Genomic DNA, 16,567 nt, shown 5'->3' with positions numbered 1-16,567 from the left:
GCTCTTGCCGGGGCCTTTTTGTGGCAGGGCGGGTCGCCGGAATCGATTTCGGTCGTGTAGGTGCAGAGGGTCGGTATCACCGGCCTCGCGAGACTCCGTGAAGGCCGAACTCAAGCGCAAACGGGGGAGGGTGGGCATTCAGAAGGCCCGACATGGGAATCGACGGCCTGCCCGGCTGGCATCCTGGCACGGGCCCCGCGCCGCCAGGGGTTGTGCATGCGGCCGGGCTGAGGCTGGACTGGTCGCTGCCAGCGCAAAGGGCGGCGGGTCTGGTGGAAGCGGTATCCGGGCCCCGAGGGACCCGGATACCTAAGAGTTATCGCCAGGTGGCGTCGGGCTCGTCCCAGTAGCGACCGAGTTGGCGCTCCTCGGTGATGTCGAAGAGCTGATGGCGCCGGTTCAGGCGCGCCCCACCGTCGCGGGTCAGCGGCTGCCAGGCGATGTTGGCCCGGTTGCGGCTGGAGGTGGAGAAGAATGAATCGTAGGGGATCGACAGGTACAGACCCTTGTCGAAGCTGCCTTCGCCGAAGTCGTCGCCGGCGTCGGTGAAGGTCGACCAGGCACCAACCACCACGCCATTGTCGAACTGGCGCGAGAAGTCGAGTGTGGTCCCGAGATCCCCTGCGAGATAGCGGCCTACGCTGACTCGGGCATGGATGTCCTGGATACCGGTATCGAGGTAGGAGGTGACGTGCCCGGTCACCTGTTCATAGTCGCGCAGGCCGAACTGCTGGTCGAACTCGCGCTGGCGGACCCAGTTGGCATCGACCCCCAGGGCCCAGCGGCTGTTGAACGGCCGGTACAGGATCTCGCCCCCGATGCCGGCGTACATGGTCTCCAGCAGGCCGCCGTAGGCCATTGCGTACCAGTCCTGGCCGAGACGCTGGGTATGGGTGGCTTGCAGGTTGGAAATTCCCACATCGGTCTCAGCCAGGTAGTCCCCGATGTGCGTGCGCACGCGGGGCAGTTCGGAATCGGCGATGTAGTCATAGTTCTCCAGGTTGTCCAGCAAGGTGGTGGAGAGCATCGACGAGATCCAGGTGCCCTGGCTCAGGAAATAGCTGGCGTCCAGGTAGGCCGAGAGGCGATAGAGATAGCCATCCGGTCCGCCAAAGTTCTGCTCCAGCGAGGGCCCCATGCCCCATTCGAACCGGCGCGGTTCGGCTGCGTAGAGCACCTCGCCGCGATCGTTGTCGGTGGGCTTGGCATCGCGTACCCGCACACTGTGGCGGTAGTCGGTTTCGTGATCGGCCGAAGCCAGGGCACGGCCGAAAGCCTCGCGATCGTGCAGGCTCTCGCGCAGATCGAGACCGAGGGTCTGCCAGCGATACTGGAAGGTATGAATGCCAGCTTCGGCCTGGGCTTCCAGCAGGCGGTTGGCGCGCCCTTCGGACTGCTTCAGGTCGCGGAAGCGGCTGGGCTGGCCGGTCACCTGAATGGTGTCGCCGACCTGGCGAATCTCGGTCACATGAATCCCGGCGTTGGCATTGAGGTCCGCGGCGACCGCGTCCCAGTCGCGGCGGTCGAGATGCGCGGGTTCGACCGGGGGTGGATCATCGGCCTTGGGCTGCGAGAGTCGAGCCAGATTGGTCGTGAAGTGCAGGCCGACCATCGCGGTGTTCCCGCGCTGCCAGCCGGCATGCAGTTCCACGTTGCTGGTCAGGCGCAGGCGGGCGCCAAAATTGAAGCGCGAGTCCTGTTCCTGGGCATTGCTCTGGGGCTCTTGTTGATAGGTGTTGCCCTCGTACTCGACCTGCAGCAGCAGGCGATCCCAGGGGGTCTGGTATTCCACCCCGCCGAACAGCGCGGCGGGACCGCGGAACATCTGGTGCGTGGCGACTTCGCCCCCCTGGCCGCCGCCGGCGGACCGCGGGCGGCGGTCGAAGCTGTCGTGGATCCAGCCCAGCGGCGATTCGATGTCTCCGTGGTTACCGAGGTAGCCCCAACCAAGCCCGAGGGAGAAGTCGAGGTTGTTCCAGCGTTTGTTCGCGACCAGATATTCGCCGCCGAACAGGGTCGTGCCGCCGAGATCCTGAAAGCCCACGGCCACCTCCGGGATGTACCGGGTCTCCTGCTTCAGGCGCAGCTTCATGTCGACGCCCTTGTCGATGTTGTAGCGGTCAGCATCACCGGCCGCGAGGTAGGCCCGGTTTTCCACCTGGACGTAGCGGAAGCCCAGTTCCATCCAGTCCATGGGCTGGACGAAGACACTCCAGCGGCGATAAGGGAAGGTGCGATTCCAGCCTCCCGCGAAATGGCCGGCATCGCCGGTGCGGGCTGTCGGGGTTTGCATCAGGCCGATGCCACCGGTGTCCCGCTGGCCCAGGCCGAGTCCGAAGTCCTCGGCCTGGGCGGAGGGAATGCCCAGGCCGACGAGTACGGCGGCCACCAGGCTGCGGCGGCGCAGGCGCGAAGCGGTAATGTTCATGGGAGGGTCCGTAATGTGCAGTTGTCACCCGGCAGGCGAGTGGCGAGAAAGCGCGGCAGACGATGGTTGAGCAGGTCCCCCTCCAGGGTGCCTCCAAGGTCGCGGATGTTGAGATGGGCCATCACCCGGGTGCCGGGGGCGATCGTACTGTCTTCCCTGTTCCAGGCCGCGACCCCGAACACATGGACTTCGCCAAGCGGTGTCACTACGGCGGCCGTATCAGAGCCGCGCACCGCGGCGCGTGGCGGACGTGACAGGAGGTCCTGCAAGGTCATGCCCGGGTCCCATTCGTGGCGCTGAGCGCCGTCCATGGACCACAGCTCCACCCAGTCGGGCGGGTCGCAGTAACCGATATGTTCCAGGTCCGTCGCCGTCGGGGCATGCCGCAGGTTGGCCAGGAGCCAGGGCAGATCGAGACGTTCCGCGCTGCGCGCATGGGGGGTGGGCTCCATCGACTCGACCGTACGGCTCCAGTTGTCCAGCGCGTGCGCGACGTGCGGACGCCCGGCGATGTCCATGGTCTGTGCGATCAGTTCAATCTCGGCCAGTAGCCGCCTGCGCTCGTGGTCGACCGCGCGCATATCGCGGCTGCGCAGGCCAAAGCTGTAGCCCCAGTCGATTGGCGCGGACAGCTCGCCTTGCCAGGCCACCCAGTGATCGGTGAGCGGGGTCTCGGCGGGCGAACGGTCGGCCAGGCCCGCGGACGGAGCCGCGGCCAGCAGACACAGGGCCAGCCAAGGGAAACGGATAGGGTGTTGCATCAGGCCTCCTGCCGGGGCTACCACCAGGGGCGAGCCACCTGCCAGGCGATCATGGGGCCACCCGGCCAGGCCTGGCCGTCGTATGCCCATAGATCGCGGGTTTCGGGGTCGCGCCAGAGTTCGGCACGGGTAGTGCCGTCCCCTTGCCAGTCGATTCGCTCGCGGCAACGCTCGAGCTCCAGGGTCGCCAGGGGGAGGTCCCGCGCCGAGGGTGCGGCGCACTCGAGGGTGCCCTGGCCGACGTGGCGCACCACGGTTCCCGAGTCATCCCGGACATGGCGTTCGATCCGGTAGCCTGCGGAGGCCTCGCCGCGCCATGGGGGCGTTTCCAGGTCGGGGTGGTGGGTGCCAAGCAGGTCGGCGCCGAGGCCGGCGGTGGCAAACAGGCCCCCGTCGTGCAGTTGGAGCGACAAGCCCTCGGCACTCGGCCAGTACGTGTGTCCATTGGACATCGCTCCGAGGATCAGCAGTCCCCGGTGATGTTCGGTGTGGACCGCGAGCGAGGCGTAGGGGATTTCCTCCGCGCGGGAAGACGCATCCGGACCACCGGATACCATGCTTTGCAGGGATGCCCCCAGCGGTGTGGGACCGCCACTACCGCAGGCCGTGATCAGGCTCACGAAAATTCCCAGGCCCAGACATGCGAAAGCCGCCCGGAGGCGGCCTTCGCGAAGGAAGAGCGGATTGGTCCGCATGGGCGTGCGTTACCGGGTGCCCGTGGCCGGGGTGGTGCCGCTACCCGGAGTGGTGCCCGTGCCCGGGGTGGTCCCGGTGGACGCGATCAGGCCGACCAGGCGGCCGGAACGGGTGGCGATGCGCGAGACCGCGCCGGGTTCGGAGCGGGCCGCAGCGGAGATGCCGCCCGACGGGGAGCCGCCGGCGACCGGAGAGTTGGGGTTGCCCTGCGGGGCACTGGCGCTGGCGCCCGCACTGGTCCCAGCGGAGGGGCCTCCCGCGCCACCGGCCGACTGGGCCATCAGGGGGCTGGATGCGAAAACGCTGGCAACAATTGCAGTGGCGAATATCTTCTTGATCATGGTCACGTTCCTCACTTCACCGGGGGTGTCGTTTACCGAGGGACAGTGTAGGAATGGATGTCCGCCGGGAACAGCGGACGGGGTTGATTCTGAGAGGTGAATGGGAGGTTTCGCGCACGTGTCTTGAACCAGTTGGAAATTTTGCCTCCTGGAGGTCACATTCGTGGGTGGTTCCTGTCCCGCGGACCCTTTCACGAAGCGTTCAGCTCGGCCGGTCTAGGCTTAATGGCGAGACCGAATCGCGCAGCCCCTGGCCGCGCAATGGAGGCAGAGATGACAAAACTAGTGCTGTTCCTGGTGGCAGCGGGCCTGATTTTGCTGTTGTCGGGGTGTCAAACGGTGAGCAAGCAGCAGACGGGGGCCCTGATCGGGGGCGCGGCAGGCGGTGTTATCGGCAGTCAGATCGGGGGCGGGCGCGGGCGTACTGCGGCGATTATTGCCGGGACCCTGGCGGGTGCGGCGGTTGGCGGTTCGGTGGGGCGGAGCATGGATGACGTAGACCGGATGCGCGTGTCGCGTACGCTGGAGACGGTCCCGGATCGCCAGAGCTCGACCTGGCGCAACCCGAATACCGGGCATCAGTACCACGCCACACCGACCCGGACCTACCGCTCCTCGGGGCAGGACTGCCGCGAGTACCAGGTGCAGGCCACCATGGACGGCTACCCCGAAACGATTAACGGCACGGCCTGCCGTGATGCCAGCGGGCGCTGGGTGGATGTTTAGATAGAACCCCTGGGGCCCCGGGCGACTTGTCCGGAGGCGGGTCACCCGGAAGACGGCCACAAAAAAGCCCCGCATGAGCGGGGCTTTTTCGTTCCGGGGTTGCCCCCGGAAGGGGGTGCGAACCGATCAGGACCTGCGGTACATGTCCTCGGTGGTCGGGACGTAGCCGAGGTTGTCCTCGCCGATGCCCTTGACCTTCGGTTCGTTGAGGTCGCTGATGCGCACATTACCGTCCTGGCTGCGCAGGTAATCGGCGACGCCGTCCCAGATGTCGACCCCGACACCGCCGGGCACGCTCTGCTGCACGCTGGCCCAGCCGGCGACGACGTATTCCTTGTCGGCGTCCAGCTTCCTGCCGTCCAGTTCCATTTCGGAGATCCGGTTGCCGGCACTGGCGCTCGGGTCGATGGCGTACTTCAGGCCGCCGACACGGACCATGTCGCCGCCCTGCTGGTAGAACGGATCGGCGTTGTACAGGTTGTCGGCCACGTCTTCCAGGATCTCCTTGATCTGGGCACCGGTAAAGGCGTTGCGGGTCATCTCCGGGTAGGTGAGACCGGTCTGGTCCATCACGTGCTCGAAGGTGATCGGCATGCCCGGCAGCACGGTGGTGCCCCAGCGGAAGCCCGGGGAGAACGAGATCTGCGCATCGTTGTATTCAATCAGGCCATCGCAGATCAGCTGGTCGAAGGTGCCGTTGAAGTTGCCGCGGCGGAACAGCAGGTCCTCGGTGACCGCCAGTTCCTCGGACAGCTTCTCCTCCATGTTGAAGGTCTCGCCCTTCCAGGTGACCTCGCTGTTGCGCATGTTGTGGATGTAGGTCGCCATTGCCGGGTCTTCCGGCAGCATCTCGGCGAACACCGGCACCAGGCGGTATTCCCAGTCCTTGATTGCGCCGTCCCGGAAATCGAAGTCCAGCACGCCGACGAACTTGGCGTTGGAGCCGGCATTGGTGACCAGGCAGGTCCCGCCGTCGGGGCGCTCGACTGGCAGGGGCTGCGGCACGGCGTCATGGGTATGGCCGCCCATGATGGCGTCCAGGCCCTCGACCATGCCGGCCATCTTGATGTCCACGTCCATGCCGTTGTGCGACAGGGCAACGACGATCTCGGCGCCTTCGGCACGCGCGTCGTTGACCGTCTCCTGCATGTCGTCCGGACGGATGCCGAAGGACCACTGCTCGACCATCCAGCGTGGGTTGGCGATCGGGGTGTAGGGGAAGGCCTGGCCCACCACCGCCACGTTCACGCCGTTCATCTCGCGGATCACGTAGGGCTTGAAGATGCGGTCACCCCAGTCCACGTCGCGCACGTTCTGGGCGACGAAGTCGATGCCGGCATCGGCGAAGTCGCCGTTCACGATCTCTTCCACGCGGTCGGCACCGTAGGTGAATTCCCAGTGACCGGTCATGACGTCGATGCCCAGCAGTTTCTGTGCATCCACCATGTCCTGCGCGTTGGTCCACAGCGCGGAGCCGGAGCCGCCGCCCCAGGTGTCGCCGCCGTCCAGCAGGAGGGCGTTGGGTCGCGAGTCACGCAGCTTGTTGATCAGCGTCTTCAGATGCGCAAAGCCGCCTACGCGACCGTATTGTTCGGCCGCCTCCATGAAGTTCAGGTTGGTATAGGCGTGGGCGTAGATGCTGTCGCGTTCGATGTCGTAATGCTTGAGGAAGTGCTCGCTCACGATGTGCGGCGGACGGTTGCGCATGTCCGCCACGCCGAGGTTGACGTTCGGCTCGCGGAAGTACACCGGCTTCAGCTGGGCGTGGCAGTCGGTGTAGTGCAACAGGTGCACATTGCCGAAGCGATCCAGGGTGTCGTAGGGATCACCCGCAGTACCGCCCTTGTTGTTGCTGCAGGCGGCGGCGCCCAGGGGGAAACCGGCGGCGCTGGCGGCGGCCAGTAACTGCATGAATTCTCGGCGTGAGATGTGCATGAGGAGTTCTACCTCTCTTGTCCGGGTGTATTGGTGGTGGGTTTTCGGGCAGTTCTATGACTGTCGGTAGACGAATGGTCCTGCGGGAACATTCCCCGCGTGCGCGGTTTCTATCGCCGGTCCTCGCGCGCCTCGCGTGCGGTCTGTCGGGCCGTGTCGCGCTTGTCCTCGATGCGTTGACGGTCGCGCTCGCTGGCATCCGAGGCGTCCATCCCCGCCTCGAACTGGCGCACGGCCTCCTCGTACTGGGCGCGATGAAAGAAGTATTCGGCCATGGCCTCGCGGCTGATTGCAATATACCCGGCCGCGTCCGCGATGTCCGCCTGCAGGCGCAGGAGCTCCGGATTGGGGGCAGCCTCGCGGCGGATCATGTCGGACAGGATGCGAATGGCGCGGTCGGGCTGCCCGAGGTCCCGGTGGACCCGGGCCAGGCGTTCGCGGATCACCGGGTGGCCGGGGTACACCGCGTCCAGATCCTCCAGCCGTTCCAACGCCGCGCTGTGTTCGCCTTCCTCGCGCAGCAGTGCTGCGAACGCGAGTTCGAGGGTGAGTCCGGGGGCGTCCGCTGCATCGAGGCGTTCGAGCTGTTCGCGGGCGCGGCCGGGTTCTCCGCGTTCGAGATAGGCGACCGCCGCCCCGTAGCGCTGCTGGGGCGAAGGGGTGTCCGTTGCGCGGAAGCGTTCCAGGGTTCGCCGTGGATCCTGCAGCGCCTGCATGCGCGCCTGCATCCACTGGAATTCGGGGCCGCGGTTGCGGGTGTCGCTGGCAGCCATCTGGTTTGCGCGGTTGCGGGTGTCGGTGATCCGGTCGAGGGTGACCGGGTGCGTGCGCAGGTACTCCGGCACCTGGTCGCCGACCCCGCGCGAGAGTTCTTGCAGGCGCTCGAAGAAATCGGCCATCGCATTGGGGTCGAAGCCGGTGCCTTGCAGTATCTGCATCCCGGCACGATCCGCCTCGGCCTCGTTTGCGCGGGTGAAATTGATCTGTTGCTGGATGCCGCCGGCCACACCCCCGGTAATGATGGCCGAGCCCAGGGTCGGATCCACCGCCGAGGCAAGGATGCCCGCCAGGATGGCGAGGCCGGTGGTGAAATTGATGTCGCGCCCGCGCGCGAACATGCGCGCGAGGTGCCGTTGGGTAACGTGGGCGATTTCGTGTGCGACCACGGCGGCCAGCTCGGCCTCGTCGCGGACCTCCAGCATCAGACCCGCATGGATGCCGATAATGCCCCCGGGCATCGCGAAGGCGTTCACCTGGCTGTTGTCGATGGTCAGGAAGTAGAACGGCCCATCGGCGCTGGGTGCGTTGGCCAGCAACTGGCGTCCCAGGGAGTCGACATAAAAGACGATCTCAGGATCGGTCACCAGGGGGGCGCTGCGGCGGACTTCGCGCAGCAGGGAGCGGCCGAGCTCGCGTTCTTCCGCCGGGGTCAGTACGCCGCCGGAGGCCTCGCCCAGGTCGGGCAGGGAAACGCCACTGGAGTGGGCGGGTGGTACCGCCAGGCTCGCCACCACCAGAAGGGCGGCGAGCAGGAAATGGACAATAGAAGGCATGCCGCGAGGGCCGGCGGGCGCCGGCCCTCTGGTGTGGGCATGCCGGGGGCGGTCGTTACTTGCCAAGCCCCGGGGCCGACGAATAGGTGCGCATGCTGTCGCGGGTTTCCCACAGCTTCGGCTTGAGCATCGCCGCAGGCACCATGAACTTCTTGCGATCCAGCACCTTGTGGGTGCGGACAAGTTTGATCACGTCGTCATAGTCCATCTTGAACAGCAGGCCCACGTCGCCGCCGGAGGTGCGCCGCGCGATCATGTAGTTGTCCTGCATGTCGTGCACGTAGATGTTGGCAGGGCGCAGCTTGCCGTTCTCGTCTTTCAGCGTGACGGCATAGTGGCCGTCGACCTGGAATTCGCTCTTGTCCACCGGGATATCCTCCGCGAAGCAATGAAGCTGATGACTCTGCATCAGCGTTTTCTTAAGCGTGGGCGACGATAGCAGAACTTTTCGTCCCGGGCGACCATCCACCTCTCCTCGCTTGGTCTTGTTTGCATTTCCGATCGGTTTCGCTATGCTCCGCGCCCACTCCTTGCGTAGAGCGGCCGCTGGTCAGTGCTCGCGCGACGAGTTCGGCACCCCCCGCAAGTGAGAGACCCGGAGCGCAGCGTGTACGGATTTACCGAGATCACCCCGGACGAACTGGAACAGTGGCGCAACGAGGGCAAGAGCTTTCGTTTGCTGGATGTGCGCTCGCCGGGCGAGACCGGTCGCGGCGTTATCCCGGGGGCAGAGCTTGTCCCGCTGGCCACTTTGCCGCTGCGCAAGGACGAGTTCACCGGTAGCGATGCGCCGGTGGTCATTTACTGTCAGAGTGGGGCGCGTTCCGCCCAGGCCTGCGCCTTTCTCGCCCAACAGGGCGTGGACTGTGCAAGCAGCCTGCGCGGCGGCATTGTCGGGTGGGCCCAGACCGGAAAACCGGTGGTAAGCCCGGATTAGAATTCGGTTGTATTCCGATGCCGATTCGCCTATAAGGGGGAATTCGGTTGATTACCGTTCGGTAATGGCTGCAGCGCACGGGGCCCAACCGGACCGCAGTACACGACTGATAAAACGCACTCAAAGGAGAGAAACGATGGCCAACTTTGACCAAGAACTCGATGCTTCCGGCCTGAACTGCCCGCTGCCGATCCTGCGCGCCAAGAAGGCGCTGGCCGCGATGGACGCCGGCCAGGTTCTGCACATCATCGCGACCGACCCGGGCGCCGTGAAGGACTTCCAGGCGTTTTCCAAGCAGACCGGCAACGAGCTGATGGAGCACAAGGAAGAAGGCGGCAAGTTCTACTTCCTGATCAAGAAGGGCTAAGGCGCTTCAAGTGCTTGATTCGGGGCGGCAATTCGCAAGGGTTGCCGCCCCGAATCCTGAATAACGATGGTTGCCATGCGGTAACTGGATTGGTGCCTGGACGAGGTCTAGGCTGGCTGCGCAAGGTTCACAAGAAACCTGCATCGCCTAAAGCGAAGAGGTGTGAGATATGGCGACATACGCTGAGATGCAGCAAATCTTCGACGATATTCGTGGAGATTTTCGCTACGACCACGAGCTTAACGGCTGCCTGAACTGCGGCATCTGCACGGCCACGTGTCCGTCCGCCCAGTTCTACGATTACTCGCCGCGCGAGATCGTGCAGCTGCTCTGGACCGAGAACGTCGAGCAGATCTACGACGCGATGCAGGAAAAGATCTGGGCCTGCGCCCAGTGCATGACCTGTGCGGCGCGCTGCCCGTTCAAGAACTCCCCCGGTGGCCTGGTCGCGATCATGCGCGAAGTGGCCATCAAGCACGAGATGCAGTCCGCCAAGGACGTGCTTCGTCCGTTCGGCCGCGTCATGCTCAAGCTGATCACCACGGGGAACCAGCTGTCTCCCGATATGATCCAGCCCGATCACTTCCCTGACTGGGGTCCCAACATCCAGAAGGTGGAAGGTGATCTGCGCATCCTGCGCAAGGCGATTCCGGTGAAGACGCTGCAGACGGTCGAGACCGCCTGGGAAGTGTCCCTGAAGACCTCGGTGGAGATGTACACCATCTGGGAAATGACCGGAGTCCTGAAGTCCCTCGAGCTGATGGACGAGAACCTCTTCGACGTGATCGAAGACTTCATCGACGAGAAGCGCGAGGACTACGAAGACTGGCTCGAGGAGCAGGAAGAGGAAGACGACGAGTAAGTCGTCCACCGATTCCCGCATCCAAGACATCAGGAGAAGCGTTATGAGTGAACAGACCCCAGGCAACCACAACCAGAATGGTGAAGGCGCTGGCGCCGGCACCATGAAGCCCGGTTCCCACAATACCGACGGGCAGGGCATCGCCGGTCACGGTTCGTTCTTCCAGTCGACCGATCTGTCGAAGGAAGACGCAGTCAAGGCCACCGACTGGGTGCGCAAGCACGTCGACCGCCGCACCGTCGACCTTGGCGACCGCATGGACGACGTCCGCGAGCACATGTACGAGCTCGAGAAGGACGGCCAGATCATCATTCATCGCATTAACGATGAACACGAGCCGATGTCGGTGAAGACCCTGTTCGGCTGGGATAAGAAGATCCCGACCAAGCAGCTTTGGCACCACAAGTCCTGTGGCCAGTGCGGGAACATCCCTGGCTACCCGACCTCGCTGCTGTGGTTCATGAACAAGTTCGACTTCGAGCCGGGCAAGGACTACCTCGACGAAACCGACCAGACCTCCTGCACCGCGTGGAACTACCACGGCTCCGGTATCGGGAACGTCGAATCGCTCGCTGCCGTGTTCCTGCGCAACTTCCACCAGGCCTACGTCTCCGGCAAGCAGCACGGCCACGAGCTGGGTCATTTCTTCCCGCTGGTGCATTGCGGCACCTCCTTCGGCAACTACAAGGAGATCCGCAAGTACCTGATCGAGTCCGCCGAGCTGCGCGAGAAGGTCACCAAGATCCTCGGCAAGCTGGGTCGCCTGGTCGACGGCAAGCTGGTCATCCCGGAAGAGATCATCCACTACTCCGAGTGGGTGCACGTGATGCGTAACCGTATCGCTTCCGAGCTGCAGACCATCGACGTCTCCCACATCCGCACCACCGCCCACGTGGCCTGCCATTACTACAAGATGGTCCACGAGGACGCGGTGTACGATCCGACCGTGCTGGGCGGCAACCGTACCGCGATCATCACCTCCACCGCCCAGGCTCTGGGTGCGCAGGTGATCGACTACTCCACGTGGTACGACTGCTGCGGCTTCGGCTTCCGCCACATCATCTCCGAGCGCGAATTCACTCGCTCGTTCACGATGGATCGCAAGATCCGCGTGGCCCGCGAGGAAGCCAACGCCGACGTGATGCTGGCCAACGATACCGGCTGTGTCACGACCATGGACAAGAACCAGTGGATCGGCAAGGCACACAACCAGAACTTCCAGATCCCGATCATGGCGGAAGTCCAGTTCGCGGCCCTGGCCTGCGGTGCGGACCCGTTCAAGATCGTCCAGCTGCAGTGGCACGCGTCGCCCTGCGAGGACCTGGTCGAGAAGATGGGCATGTCCTGGTCCGAGGCCAAGAAGACCTTCCAGGAATACCTGAAGGAAGTCGAAGCCGGCAATATCGAATACCTCTACAATCCTGAACTCGCTTACGGGGGCAAGGTCTGATGCAGCAAGATACCGTTCTAGTAGTGGGTGGTGGGCCGGCCGGTCTGGCCGCTGCCGCCAATGTCAACTCGGCCGGCTACAAGGCCGTGGTGGTCGAGAAGGAAGACGTCCTGGGCGGCGCCCCGATCCTGTCGGGTTACGCCAAGCTGGTGCCTTCCGGCGAGTGGGCCAAGGATGCTATTGGCCGCATGGTCAAGCGCGTGGAAGACGACGCCAACTCGACCGTGCACAAGAGCGCCAAGGTCGAGAAGCTGGAAGGCGAGGCGGGTAACTTCACCGCCACGCTGACCAACGGCGAATCCGTCCAGGCGGGCGCCGTGGTCCTGGCAACCGGCTTCACCCATTTTGACTCCATCAACAAGCCGGAGTGGGGCTTTGGCACGTATGAAGACGTGCTGACCACCACCCAGATGGAACAGATGGTGGGCAGTGGCAAGATCGCCTGCCCGTCCGACGGGCGTGTGCCGGAGCGTGTCTGCATCCTGCTGTGCGTGGGCTCCCGTGACCGTCAGATCGGTCGCGAATGGTGCTCCAAGATCTGCTGCACCGTCTCCGCCAACCTGGCGATGGAGATCAAGGAGATCTCGCCGGAAACCGACGTGTTCATCTACTACATGGACATCCGGACCTTCGGGCTGTACGAAGACAAGTTCTACTGGAAGTCCCAGGAAGAGTTCAAAACCAAGTTCGTCAAGGCCCGTATCGCGGAAGTGACGGCCTCGGGCGATGGTCGCCTGCTGGTCAAGGGTGAAGATACCCTGGTCAAGCGCCCGATCATCATCCCGTTCGATATCGTCGTGCATGCCATTGGCATGGATCCGAACGCCGATAACCCCGAGCTTTCCCAGGTGTTCGGTATCGGCCTCGAGAAGCACGGCTTCATCGAGAAGGCCGAGCAGTACACCAACACCTGTGGCACCACCCGCAAGGGGATCTACTCCTGCGGTGCGGCCTACGGTCCCGAGACGATCGACGACTCGATCGCCCAGGGTGCCGCCGCGGGTGGCCGCGCGGTTGCGGATCTGCATGCGCTGGTTCAGAAAGCCGGCTGAGGTCGTCAGCGACGAGGCGGCTTCGGGGCTGGTCCCGGAGCCGCTTGAGGTTACCTTTGACAAAGAGATCCTCGCGTCCAAGCTCTCCACCCTGAAAGGGGCCATCGCCGAAGCGGGCGGGGTCGATGGGTTGGAGACGTTCATCGAGGCCTTGCGTTCGAAGCATGAAGTCTTTGCGGCGATCGTGGCCAAGGGCGACGAGATCGATGCAGAGGATGTTCGGGCCCTTGGGGGGCTGGTCTTTTCGGTTCGCCGGAAACTGGTCACCCTGATGGCGGAACGGCAAGGGGCCCTGGTGGACGGGGTACGTGCCCTGGTCCGCCCGGATGTGGATGTCAACGACCGCCTGGCCGCATTCGCGGACCTGGCGGCGGATGACAAGAAGCTGCGCCGGGCGATCTGGGACTTCGGTGCCGAGATCCTGCATTTTGCAGATCCCGACGCCGTGCCACTGGCTTGTCGCTGGGTCTGGGATACGTCGACCACGACCGGGTCGTTGCGCGAGTTCATTCGCGCCAACGACACGCTGCGGTCGATCCCGATCGGGGAGTCGGTCGGTGCGATCGAGGGAGCGCGGCGCTGGTTTTACGAGGCGCTGGCGGAAGAGGGCTTTTACCGTGACCTGCCGTTTGTGACGGATCTGGTCTGGGTCCAGGCCTATTCGGACTACGCCCGTTCGCTATCGATGAGTTTAGGGATGATCGACAACCAGTTTGGTGGCAAGCAGGATCCGCTGGAGCTGGCGGTGAAGATGCTGGGGATCGATTCCCCGGAAGGTCGCCTGAAAGGAACCGATGCGTCGCTGCATTGAATAACGGAACGAACTTGAGCCTGGCAAGACAGGTTTTCGGAGAGACGTCATGGCAATACATGAAAAAGCACTGATCGAGGACGAACGACTCCAGCAGCACGACGAGCTGGTGGTCGACGGGGTGGATGTTTCCGGTCACTGGAACACCATGATTGCCCCGCGCACGGTTCGCGATTACGACGACGATTTCGAGACGAAGATTCAGACCTACACGGGTGCGGAGAATGTGCACCGCTGCTGGCAGTGCGGGTCCTGCACCAACTCCTGCACGATGTACGCGCAGAATGTGCAGTTCAATCCGCGCTACTGGATCTACCTGACCCGCCTTGGCATGAAGGAAGAGCTGGTCAAGGACAAGGACATCATCTGGCAGTGCGTTTCTTGCAACAAATGCACGAACATCTGCCCGAAGGACGTGAAGCCGGAAGGCGTGATGAAGGCGCTGGCGCACTGGATGGAAGAGGAAGGGATCACCGAAAAGACCCCGTCCAGCATCTTCGATGAAGAGTTCGCCGACCAGATCTACAAGACCGGCCGCATCGAAGACGGCAAGGTGATGCAGAACTTCTTCAAGAAGACCGGCCAGCCGCTTCTGCAGGAATGGCTGAAGGTGTTCGTCTTCCGAATGATGAAGCACCTCCCGGTGAAGCACCTGATGGCGATGGGCTTCAACACGATTCATACGCCGCGCACCAAGTCCTGGGGCAAGACCGGGGACGTGCTGAAGAGTTACGTGCGCGAACAGAAGGAGGCCGCTCATGGCTAAGGTTGCTTACTATCCGGGTTGCGCACTTGAGGGCTCCGGTGGGCCGTACGATCGCTCCACCCGCGTGCTGGTGAAGGCGCTGGGGCTCGAGATGGAGAACCTGCGGGACTGGAACTGCTGTGGCGCGATGGAGGTGAAGAACGTTCACCCCATGCTGCAGACCTACCTGTCCGCACGGAACATGGCGATCGCCTCCGAACAGATGGGCATGGACACCGTGATGGCCCCCTGTAACGGCTGCTATCACAACCTGAAGAAAGCCGAGTTCGAAACTGCCACGTCGGAAGACGCGATGAACACCGTGCAGGATCTTGCGCGTCAGTCGGATGACCCGGTCTACAGCGGCGACGTTCGCACCCTGCATCTGCTCGAGTGGCTGATGGAAGAACTCGGTCCGGAAGGCATCAAGCAGAAGATGACCAAGAGCCTGAACGGTATCAAGGTCGCGAACTACTACGGCTGCATGTACACCCGTCCGCGCCAGATCTTCCCGGAGAAGGACAATGGCCCGGGCTCCGACTCCAGCTATCAGCCGCACTTCATGGATGACCTTCTGGGCGCCGCGGGTGCCGTGAACGTCGAATATCCGTTGAAGACGTCCTGCTGCGGTGGTGCGCACACGTTGTCCGATTCCGATACCTCGACCCAGCTGGTGCTGAACCTGCTGCAGTCGGCGGAAGACTCCGGTGCGGAAGTGATCGCCACCGAGTGCCCGACCTGCCACTCCGGTCTGGAGATGCACCAGGTGCGTGCCGAGACCGAGTTCGGCATCAAGACCGATGTGAAGGTGTTGTACTTCACGCAGTTGCTGGGTCTGGCCATGGGTCTGTCTGCGCGGAAACTGGGCATTCACGAGAACGTGAGTGATTCGATTGGCCTGTTGAAGGAGAAGGGGGTCATTTGATCCCTGGACCCATGCCCGGCATGGCCCATCGATGAGTTTGGAAGACGGGCGCCTGGCGCCCGTTTTTTTGTGTAGGCACGGGTCCCCGCGGCCCCGGGAATGAGGCGAAACATGGATTGCAACGGCTGCGAGTTTCACCCTGAACTGTTCTACGACGACGAATTCCAGATCTGGCTTCGTCGCGAGGACGACGACACCCTGACCGTGGGGATGACCGACCTGTCGCAGACGATTGCGGGCAAGATCATCCACGTGCGGGTGCGGCGGCCGGGTACGCGGCGACCGCCGGGCAAGCCGGTTGCCACGATCGAAAGTGGAAAATGGGCGGGTCCGATCCCCAACTTCATCGACTGCAAGATCGTCGAGGGGAACGAGGAAGTGCTGGAAAACCCGGTGCTGCTGAATTCCGATCCCTACAATGCCTGGATCGCCCGAGTCGAGCCCACCAACGGGATCGAGGCCGCGCTGGAGGTGTTCCTGACCGGGGACAAGGCCGAGGAAGGCTACTGCAAGCGGGCCAAGGACGATGACATCCAGTGCCAGCGCAAGCTGCGGTGAGCGGGACCATGGCGGATATCGACAACGATTATTACCTGGACAACGACGAGCAGACGGTCGTGATCATCATGACCTCGGGCCCGTCGACGCCCGGCCGTTGCGCCACGCCGTTCTATCTCGGCGCGGTGATGGCCTCGATGGATGTGGACGTGCACATCTTCTTCACCATGGAGGGCGTGCGCCTGATGGAGCAGGGTGTAGCGGACGATCTGCGGGCCATGGAAGACGGCAAGCTGATCAAGGACTTTATCCAGGACGCAAAACGTGCAGGCGTGCGCTTGCACGTTTGCCAGCCCGCTCTGCCGGGGTATAGAATCGACGCGTCTTCGGATCTCATCGACGATGTCGATGAAGTGAATCGGGCGAGCGAGTTAGCCGACCTGATACTACGCAGTGATAAAACGATAACGTTTTAATTTT

The 16,567-nt window shown here is 63.5% G+C and carries 18 protein-coding genes; 11 read left to right on the top strand and 7 right to left on the bottom strand.

Annotated features, from left to right (window positions below; all coding sequences use genetic code 11):
* Positions 1-316: 316 nt before the first annotated feature.
* From G335_RS0105290 to G335_RS0105275, 4 genes are all read right to left on the bottom strand, one after another.
* Positions 317-2,407, bottom strand: a complete 2,091-nt coding sequence (locus tag G335_RS0105290; protein ID WP_026304765.1) for a YjbH domain-containing protein — start codon at positions 2,405-2,407, stop codon at positions 317-319.
* Positions 2,408-2,424: 17 nt separating this feature from the next.
* On the bottom strand, positions 2,425-3,189 hold the full coding sequence (locus tag G335_RS0105285) for a capsule biosynthesis GfcC family protein (RefSeq protein ID WP_018168407.1): 765 nt from the start codon (positions 3,187-3,189) through the stop codon (positions 2,425-2,427).
* 17 nt (positions 3,190-3,206) lie between these two features.
* Positions 3,207-3,746 carry a YjbF family lipoprotein gene (locus G335_RS0105280; protein WP_026181998.1) on the bottom strand — a complete coding sequence of 180 codons (540 nt, stop codon included), beginning with the start codon at positions 3,744-3,746 and terminating at the stop codon, positions 3,207-3,209.
* 147 nt (positions 3,747-3,893) lie between these two features.
* Positions 3,894-4,226 carry a hypothetical protein gene (locus G335_RS0105275; RefSeq protein ID WP_018176092.1) on the bottom strand — a complete coding sequence of 111 codons (333 nt, stop codon included), beginning with the start codon at positions 4,224-4,226 and terminating at the stop codon, positions 3,894-3,896.
* A gap of 273 nt (positions 4,227-4,499) precedes the next feature.
* On the opposite strand from G335_RS0105275, the gene G335_RS0105270 reads away from it, so the two are divergent.
* Positions 4,500-4,952, top strand: a complete 453-nt coding sequence (locus tag G335_RS0105270; protein ID WP_018144014.1) for an RT0821/Lpp0805 family surface protein — start codon at positions 4,500-4,502, stop codon at positions 4,950-4,952.
* A 126-nt stretch (positions 4,953-5,078) separates the two neighbouring features.
* On the opposite strand, the gene soxB is transcribed toward G335_RS0105270, so the two are convergent.
* The 3 genes from soxB to G335_RS0105255 all read right to left on the bottom strand — a co-directional run bounded on the left by soxB (position 5,079) and on the right by G335_RS0105255 (position 8,849).
* Entirely contained in the window at positions 5,079-6,887 is a 1,809-nt protein-coding gene (gene soxB, locus G335_RS0105265; RefSeq protein WP_018176091.1) for a thiosulfohydrolase SoxB, read from the bottom strand.
* 110 nt (positions 6,888-6,997) lie between these two features.
* Positions 6,998-8,440: a M48 family metalloprotease gene (locus G335_RS0105260; protein ID WP_018176090.1), complete on the bottom strand. Its 1,443-nt coding sequence runs from the start codon at positions 8,438-8,440 to the stop codon at positions 6,998-7,000.
* Positions 8,441-8,495: 55 nt separating this feature from the next.
* The gene (locus G335_RS0105255; protein ID WP_018168412.1) at positions 8,496-8,849 is read right to left on the bottom strand and encodes a hypothetical protein; all 354 of its coding nucleotides are present in this window, start codon (positions 8,847-8,849) and stop codon (positions 8,496-8,498) included.
* A 198-nt stretch (positions 8,850-9,047) separates the two neighbouring features.
* Between G335_RS0105255 and G335_RS0105250 the strand changes: the two genes are divergently transcribed.
* The 10 genes from G335_RS0105250 (at position 9,048) to G335_RS0105205 (ending at position 16,563) form a co-directional block, all read left to right on the top strand.
* Entirely contained in the window at positions 9,048-9,377 is a 330-nt protein-coding gene (locus G335_RS0105250) for a rhodanese-like domain-containing protein (RefSeq protein ID WP_018144010.1), read from the top strand.
* A gap of 136 nt (positions 9,378-9,513) precedes the next feature.
* Entirely contained in the window at positions 9,514-9,744 is a 231-nt protein-coding gene (locus tag G335_RS0105245) for a sulfurtransferase TusA family protein (protein ID WP_018144009.1), read from the top strand.
* Between the two features lie 187 nt (positions 9,745-9,931).
* Complete coding sequence (locus tag G335_RS0105240; RefSeq protein ID WP_017941141.1) at positions 9,932-10,606, top strand: 4Fe-4S dicluster domain-containing protein; 675 nt, start codon at positions 9,932-9,934, stop codon at positions 10,604-10,606.
* Positions 10,607-10,649: 43 nt separating this feature from the next.
* Entirely contained in the window at positions 10,650-12,056 is a 1,407-nt protein-coding gene (locus G335_RS0105235) for a heterodisulfide reductase-related iron-sulfur binding cluster (RefSeq protein ID WP_018168413.1), read from the top strand.
* Positions 12,057-12,079: 23 nt separating this feature from the next.
* Positions 12,080-13,108, top strand: coding sequence for an FAD-dependent oxidoreductase (locus tag G335_RS0105230; protein ID WP_018168414.1), 1,029 nt, complete (start codon positions 12,080-12,082; stop codon positions 13,106-13,108).
* Positions 13,047-13,919 carry a hypothetical protein gene (locus tag G335_RS0105225; protein WP_018168415.1) on the top strand — a complete coding sequence of 291 codons (873 nt, stop codon included), beginning with the start codon at positions 13,047-13,049 and terminating at the stop codon, positions 13,917-13,919. The genes G335_RS0105230 and G335_RS0105225 overlap by 62 nt, the downstream gene beginning before the upstream one ends.
* A 49-nt stretch (positions 13,920-13,968) precedes the next feature.
* Entirely contained in the window at positions 13,969-14,685 is a 717-nt protein-coding gene (locus tag G335_RS0105220) for a 4Fe-4S dicluster domain-containing protein (protein ID WP_018144005.1), read from the top strand.
* The gene (locus G335_RS0105215) at positions 14,678-15,589 is read left to right on the top strand and encodes a CoB--CoM heterodisulfide reductase iron-sulfur subunit B family protein (RefSeq protein WP_018144004.1); all 912 of its coding nucleotides are present in this window, start codon (positions 14,678-14,680) and stop codon (positions 15,587-15,589) included. Before G335_RS0105220 ends, G335_RS0105215 begins: the two co-directional genes overlap by 8 nt.
* Before the next feature lie 111 nt (positions 15,590-15,700).
* Positions 15,701-16,147, top strand: a complete 447-nt coding sequence (locus G335_RS0105210) for a glycine cleavage system protein H (RefSeq protein ID WP_018168416.1) — start codon at positions 15,701-15,703, stop codon at positions 16,145-16,147.
* Between the two features lie 8 nt (positions 16,148-16,155).
* The gene (locus G335_RS0105205) at positions 16,156-16,563 is read left to right on the top strand and encodes a DsrE family protein (RefSeq protein ID WP_026181993.1); all 408 of its coding nucleotides are present in this window, start codon (positions 16,156-16,158) and stop codon (positions 16,561-16,563) included.
* Positions 16,564-16,567 lie beyond the last annotated feature (4 nt).

Source organism: Thioalkalivibrio sp. AKL8, from assembly GCF_000380525.1.
Lineage (GTDB): Bacteria > Pseudomonadota > Gammaproteobacteria > Ectothiorhodospirales > Ectothiorhodospiraceae > Thioalkalivibrio > Thioalkalivibrio versutus.
Note: the sequence above shows the minus strand (reverse complement) of the source record. Positions and strands in the feature narration are given on the sequence as shown.

What these genes read in the sequence shown, in the direction of transcription:
- G335_RS0105285 (WP_018168407.1), bottom strand. Translation starts at nt 3,189, where the DNA reads ATGCAACACCCTATCCGTTTCCCTTGGCTGGCCCTGTGTCTGCTGGCC.
- G335_RS0105280 (WP_026181998.1), bottom strand. Translation starts at nt 3,746, where the DNA reads ATGGTATCCGGTGGTCCGGATGCGTCTTCCCGCGCGGAGGAAATCCCC.
- G335_RS0105275 (WP_018176092.1), bottom strand. Translation starts at nt 4,226, where the DNA reads ATGATCAAGAAGATATTCGCCACTGCAATTGTTGCCAGCGTTTTCGCA.
- G335_RS0105270 (WP_018144014.1), top strand. Translation starts at nt 4,500, where the DNA reads ATGACAAAACTAGTGCTGTTCCTGGTGGCAGCGGGCCTGATTTTGCTG.
- soxB (WP_018176091.1), bottom strand. Translation starts at nt 6,887, where the DNA reads ATGCACATCTCACGCCGAGAATTCATGCAGTTACTGGCCGCCGCCAGC.
- G335_RS0105260 (WP_018176090.1), bottom strand. Translation starts at nt 8,440, where the DNA reads ATGCCTTCTATTGTCCATTTCCTGCTCGCCGCCCTTCTGGTGGTGGCG.
- G335_RS0105255 (WP_018168412.1), bottom strand. Translation starts at nt 8,849, where the DNA reads ATGCAGAGTCATCAGCTTCATTGCTTCGCGGAGGATATCCCGGTGGAC.
- G335_RS0105245 (WP_018144009.1), top strand. Translation starts at nt 9,514, where the DNA reads ATGGCCAACTTTGACCAAGAACTCGATGCTTCCGGCCTGAACTGCCCG.
- G335_RS0105240 (WP_017941141.1), top strand. Translation starts at nt 9,932, where the DNA reads ATGCAGCAAATCTTCGACGATATTCGTGGAGATTTTCGCTACGACCAC.
- G335_RS0105235 (WP_018168413.1), top strand. Translation starts at nt 10,650, where the DNA reads ATGAGTGAACAGACCCCAGGCAACCACAACCAGAATGGTGAAGGCGCT.
- G335_RS0105220 (WP_018144005.1), top strand. Translation starts at nt 13,969, where the DNA reads ATGGCAATACATGAAAAAGCACTGATCGAGGACGAACGACTCCAGCAG.
- G335_RS0105215 (WP_018144004.1), top strand. Translation starts at nt 14,678, where the DNA reads ATGGCTAAGGTTGCTTACTATCCGGGTTGCGCACTTGAGGGCTCCGGT.
- G335_RS0105210 (WP_018168416.1), top strand. Translation starts at nt 15,701, where the DNA reads ATGGATTGCAACGGCTGCGAGTTTCACCCTGAACTGTTCTACGACGAC.
- G335_RS0105205 (WP_026181993.1), top strand. Translation starts at nt 16,156, where the DNA reads ATGGCGGATATCGACAACGATTATTACCTGGACAACGACGAGCAGACG.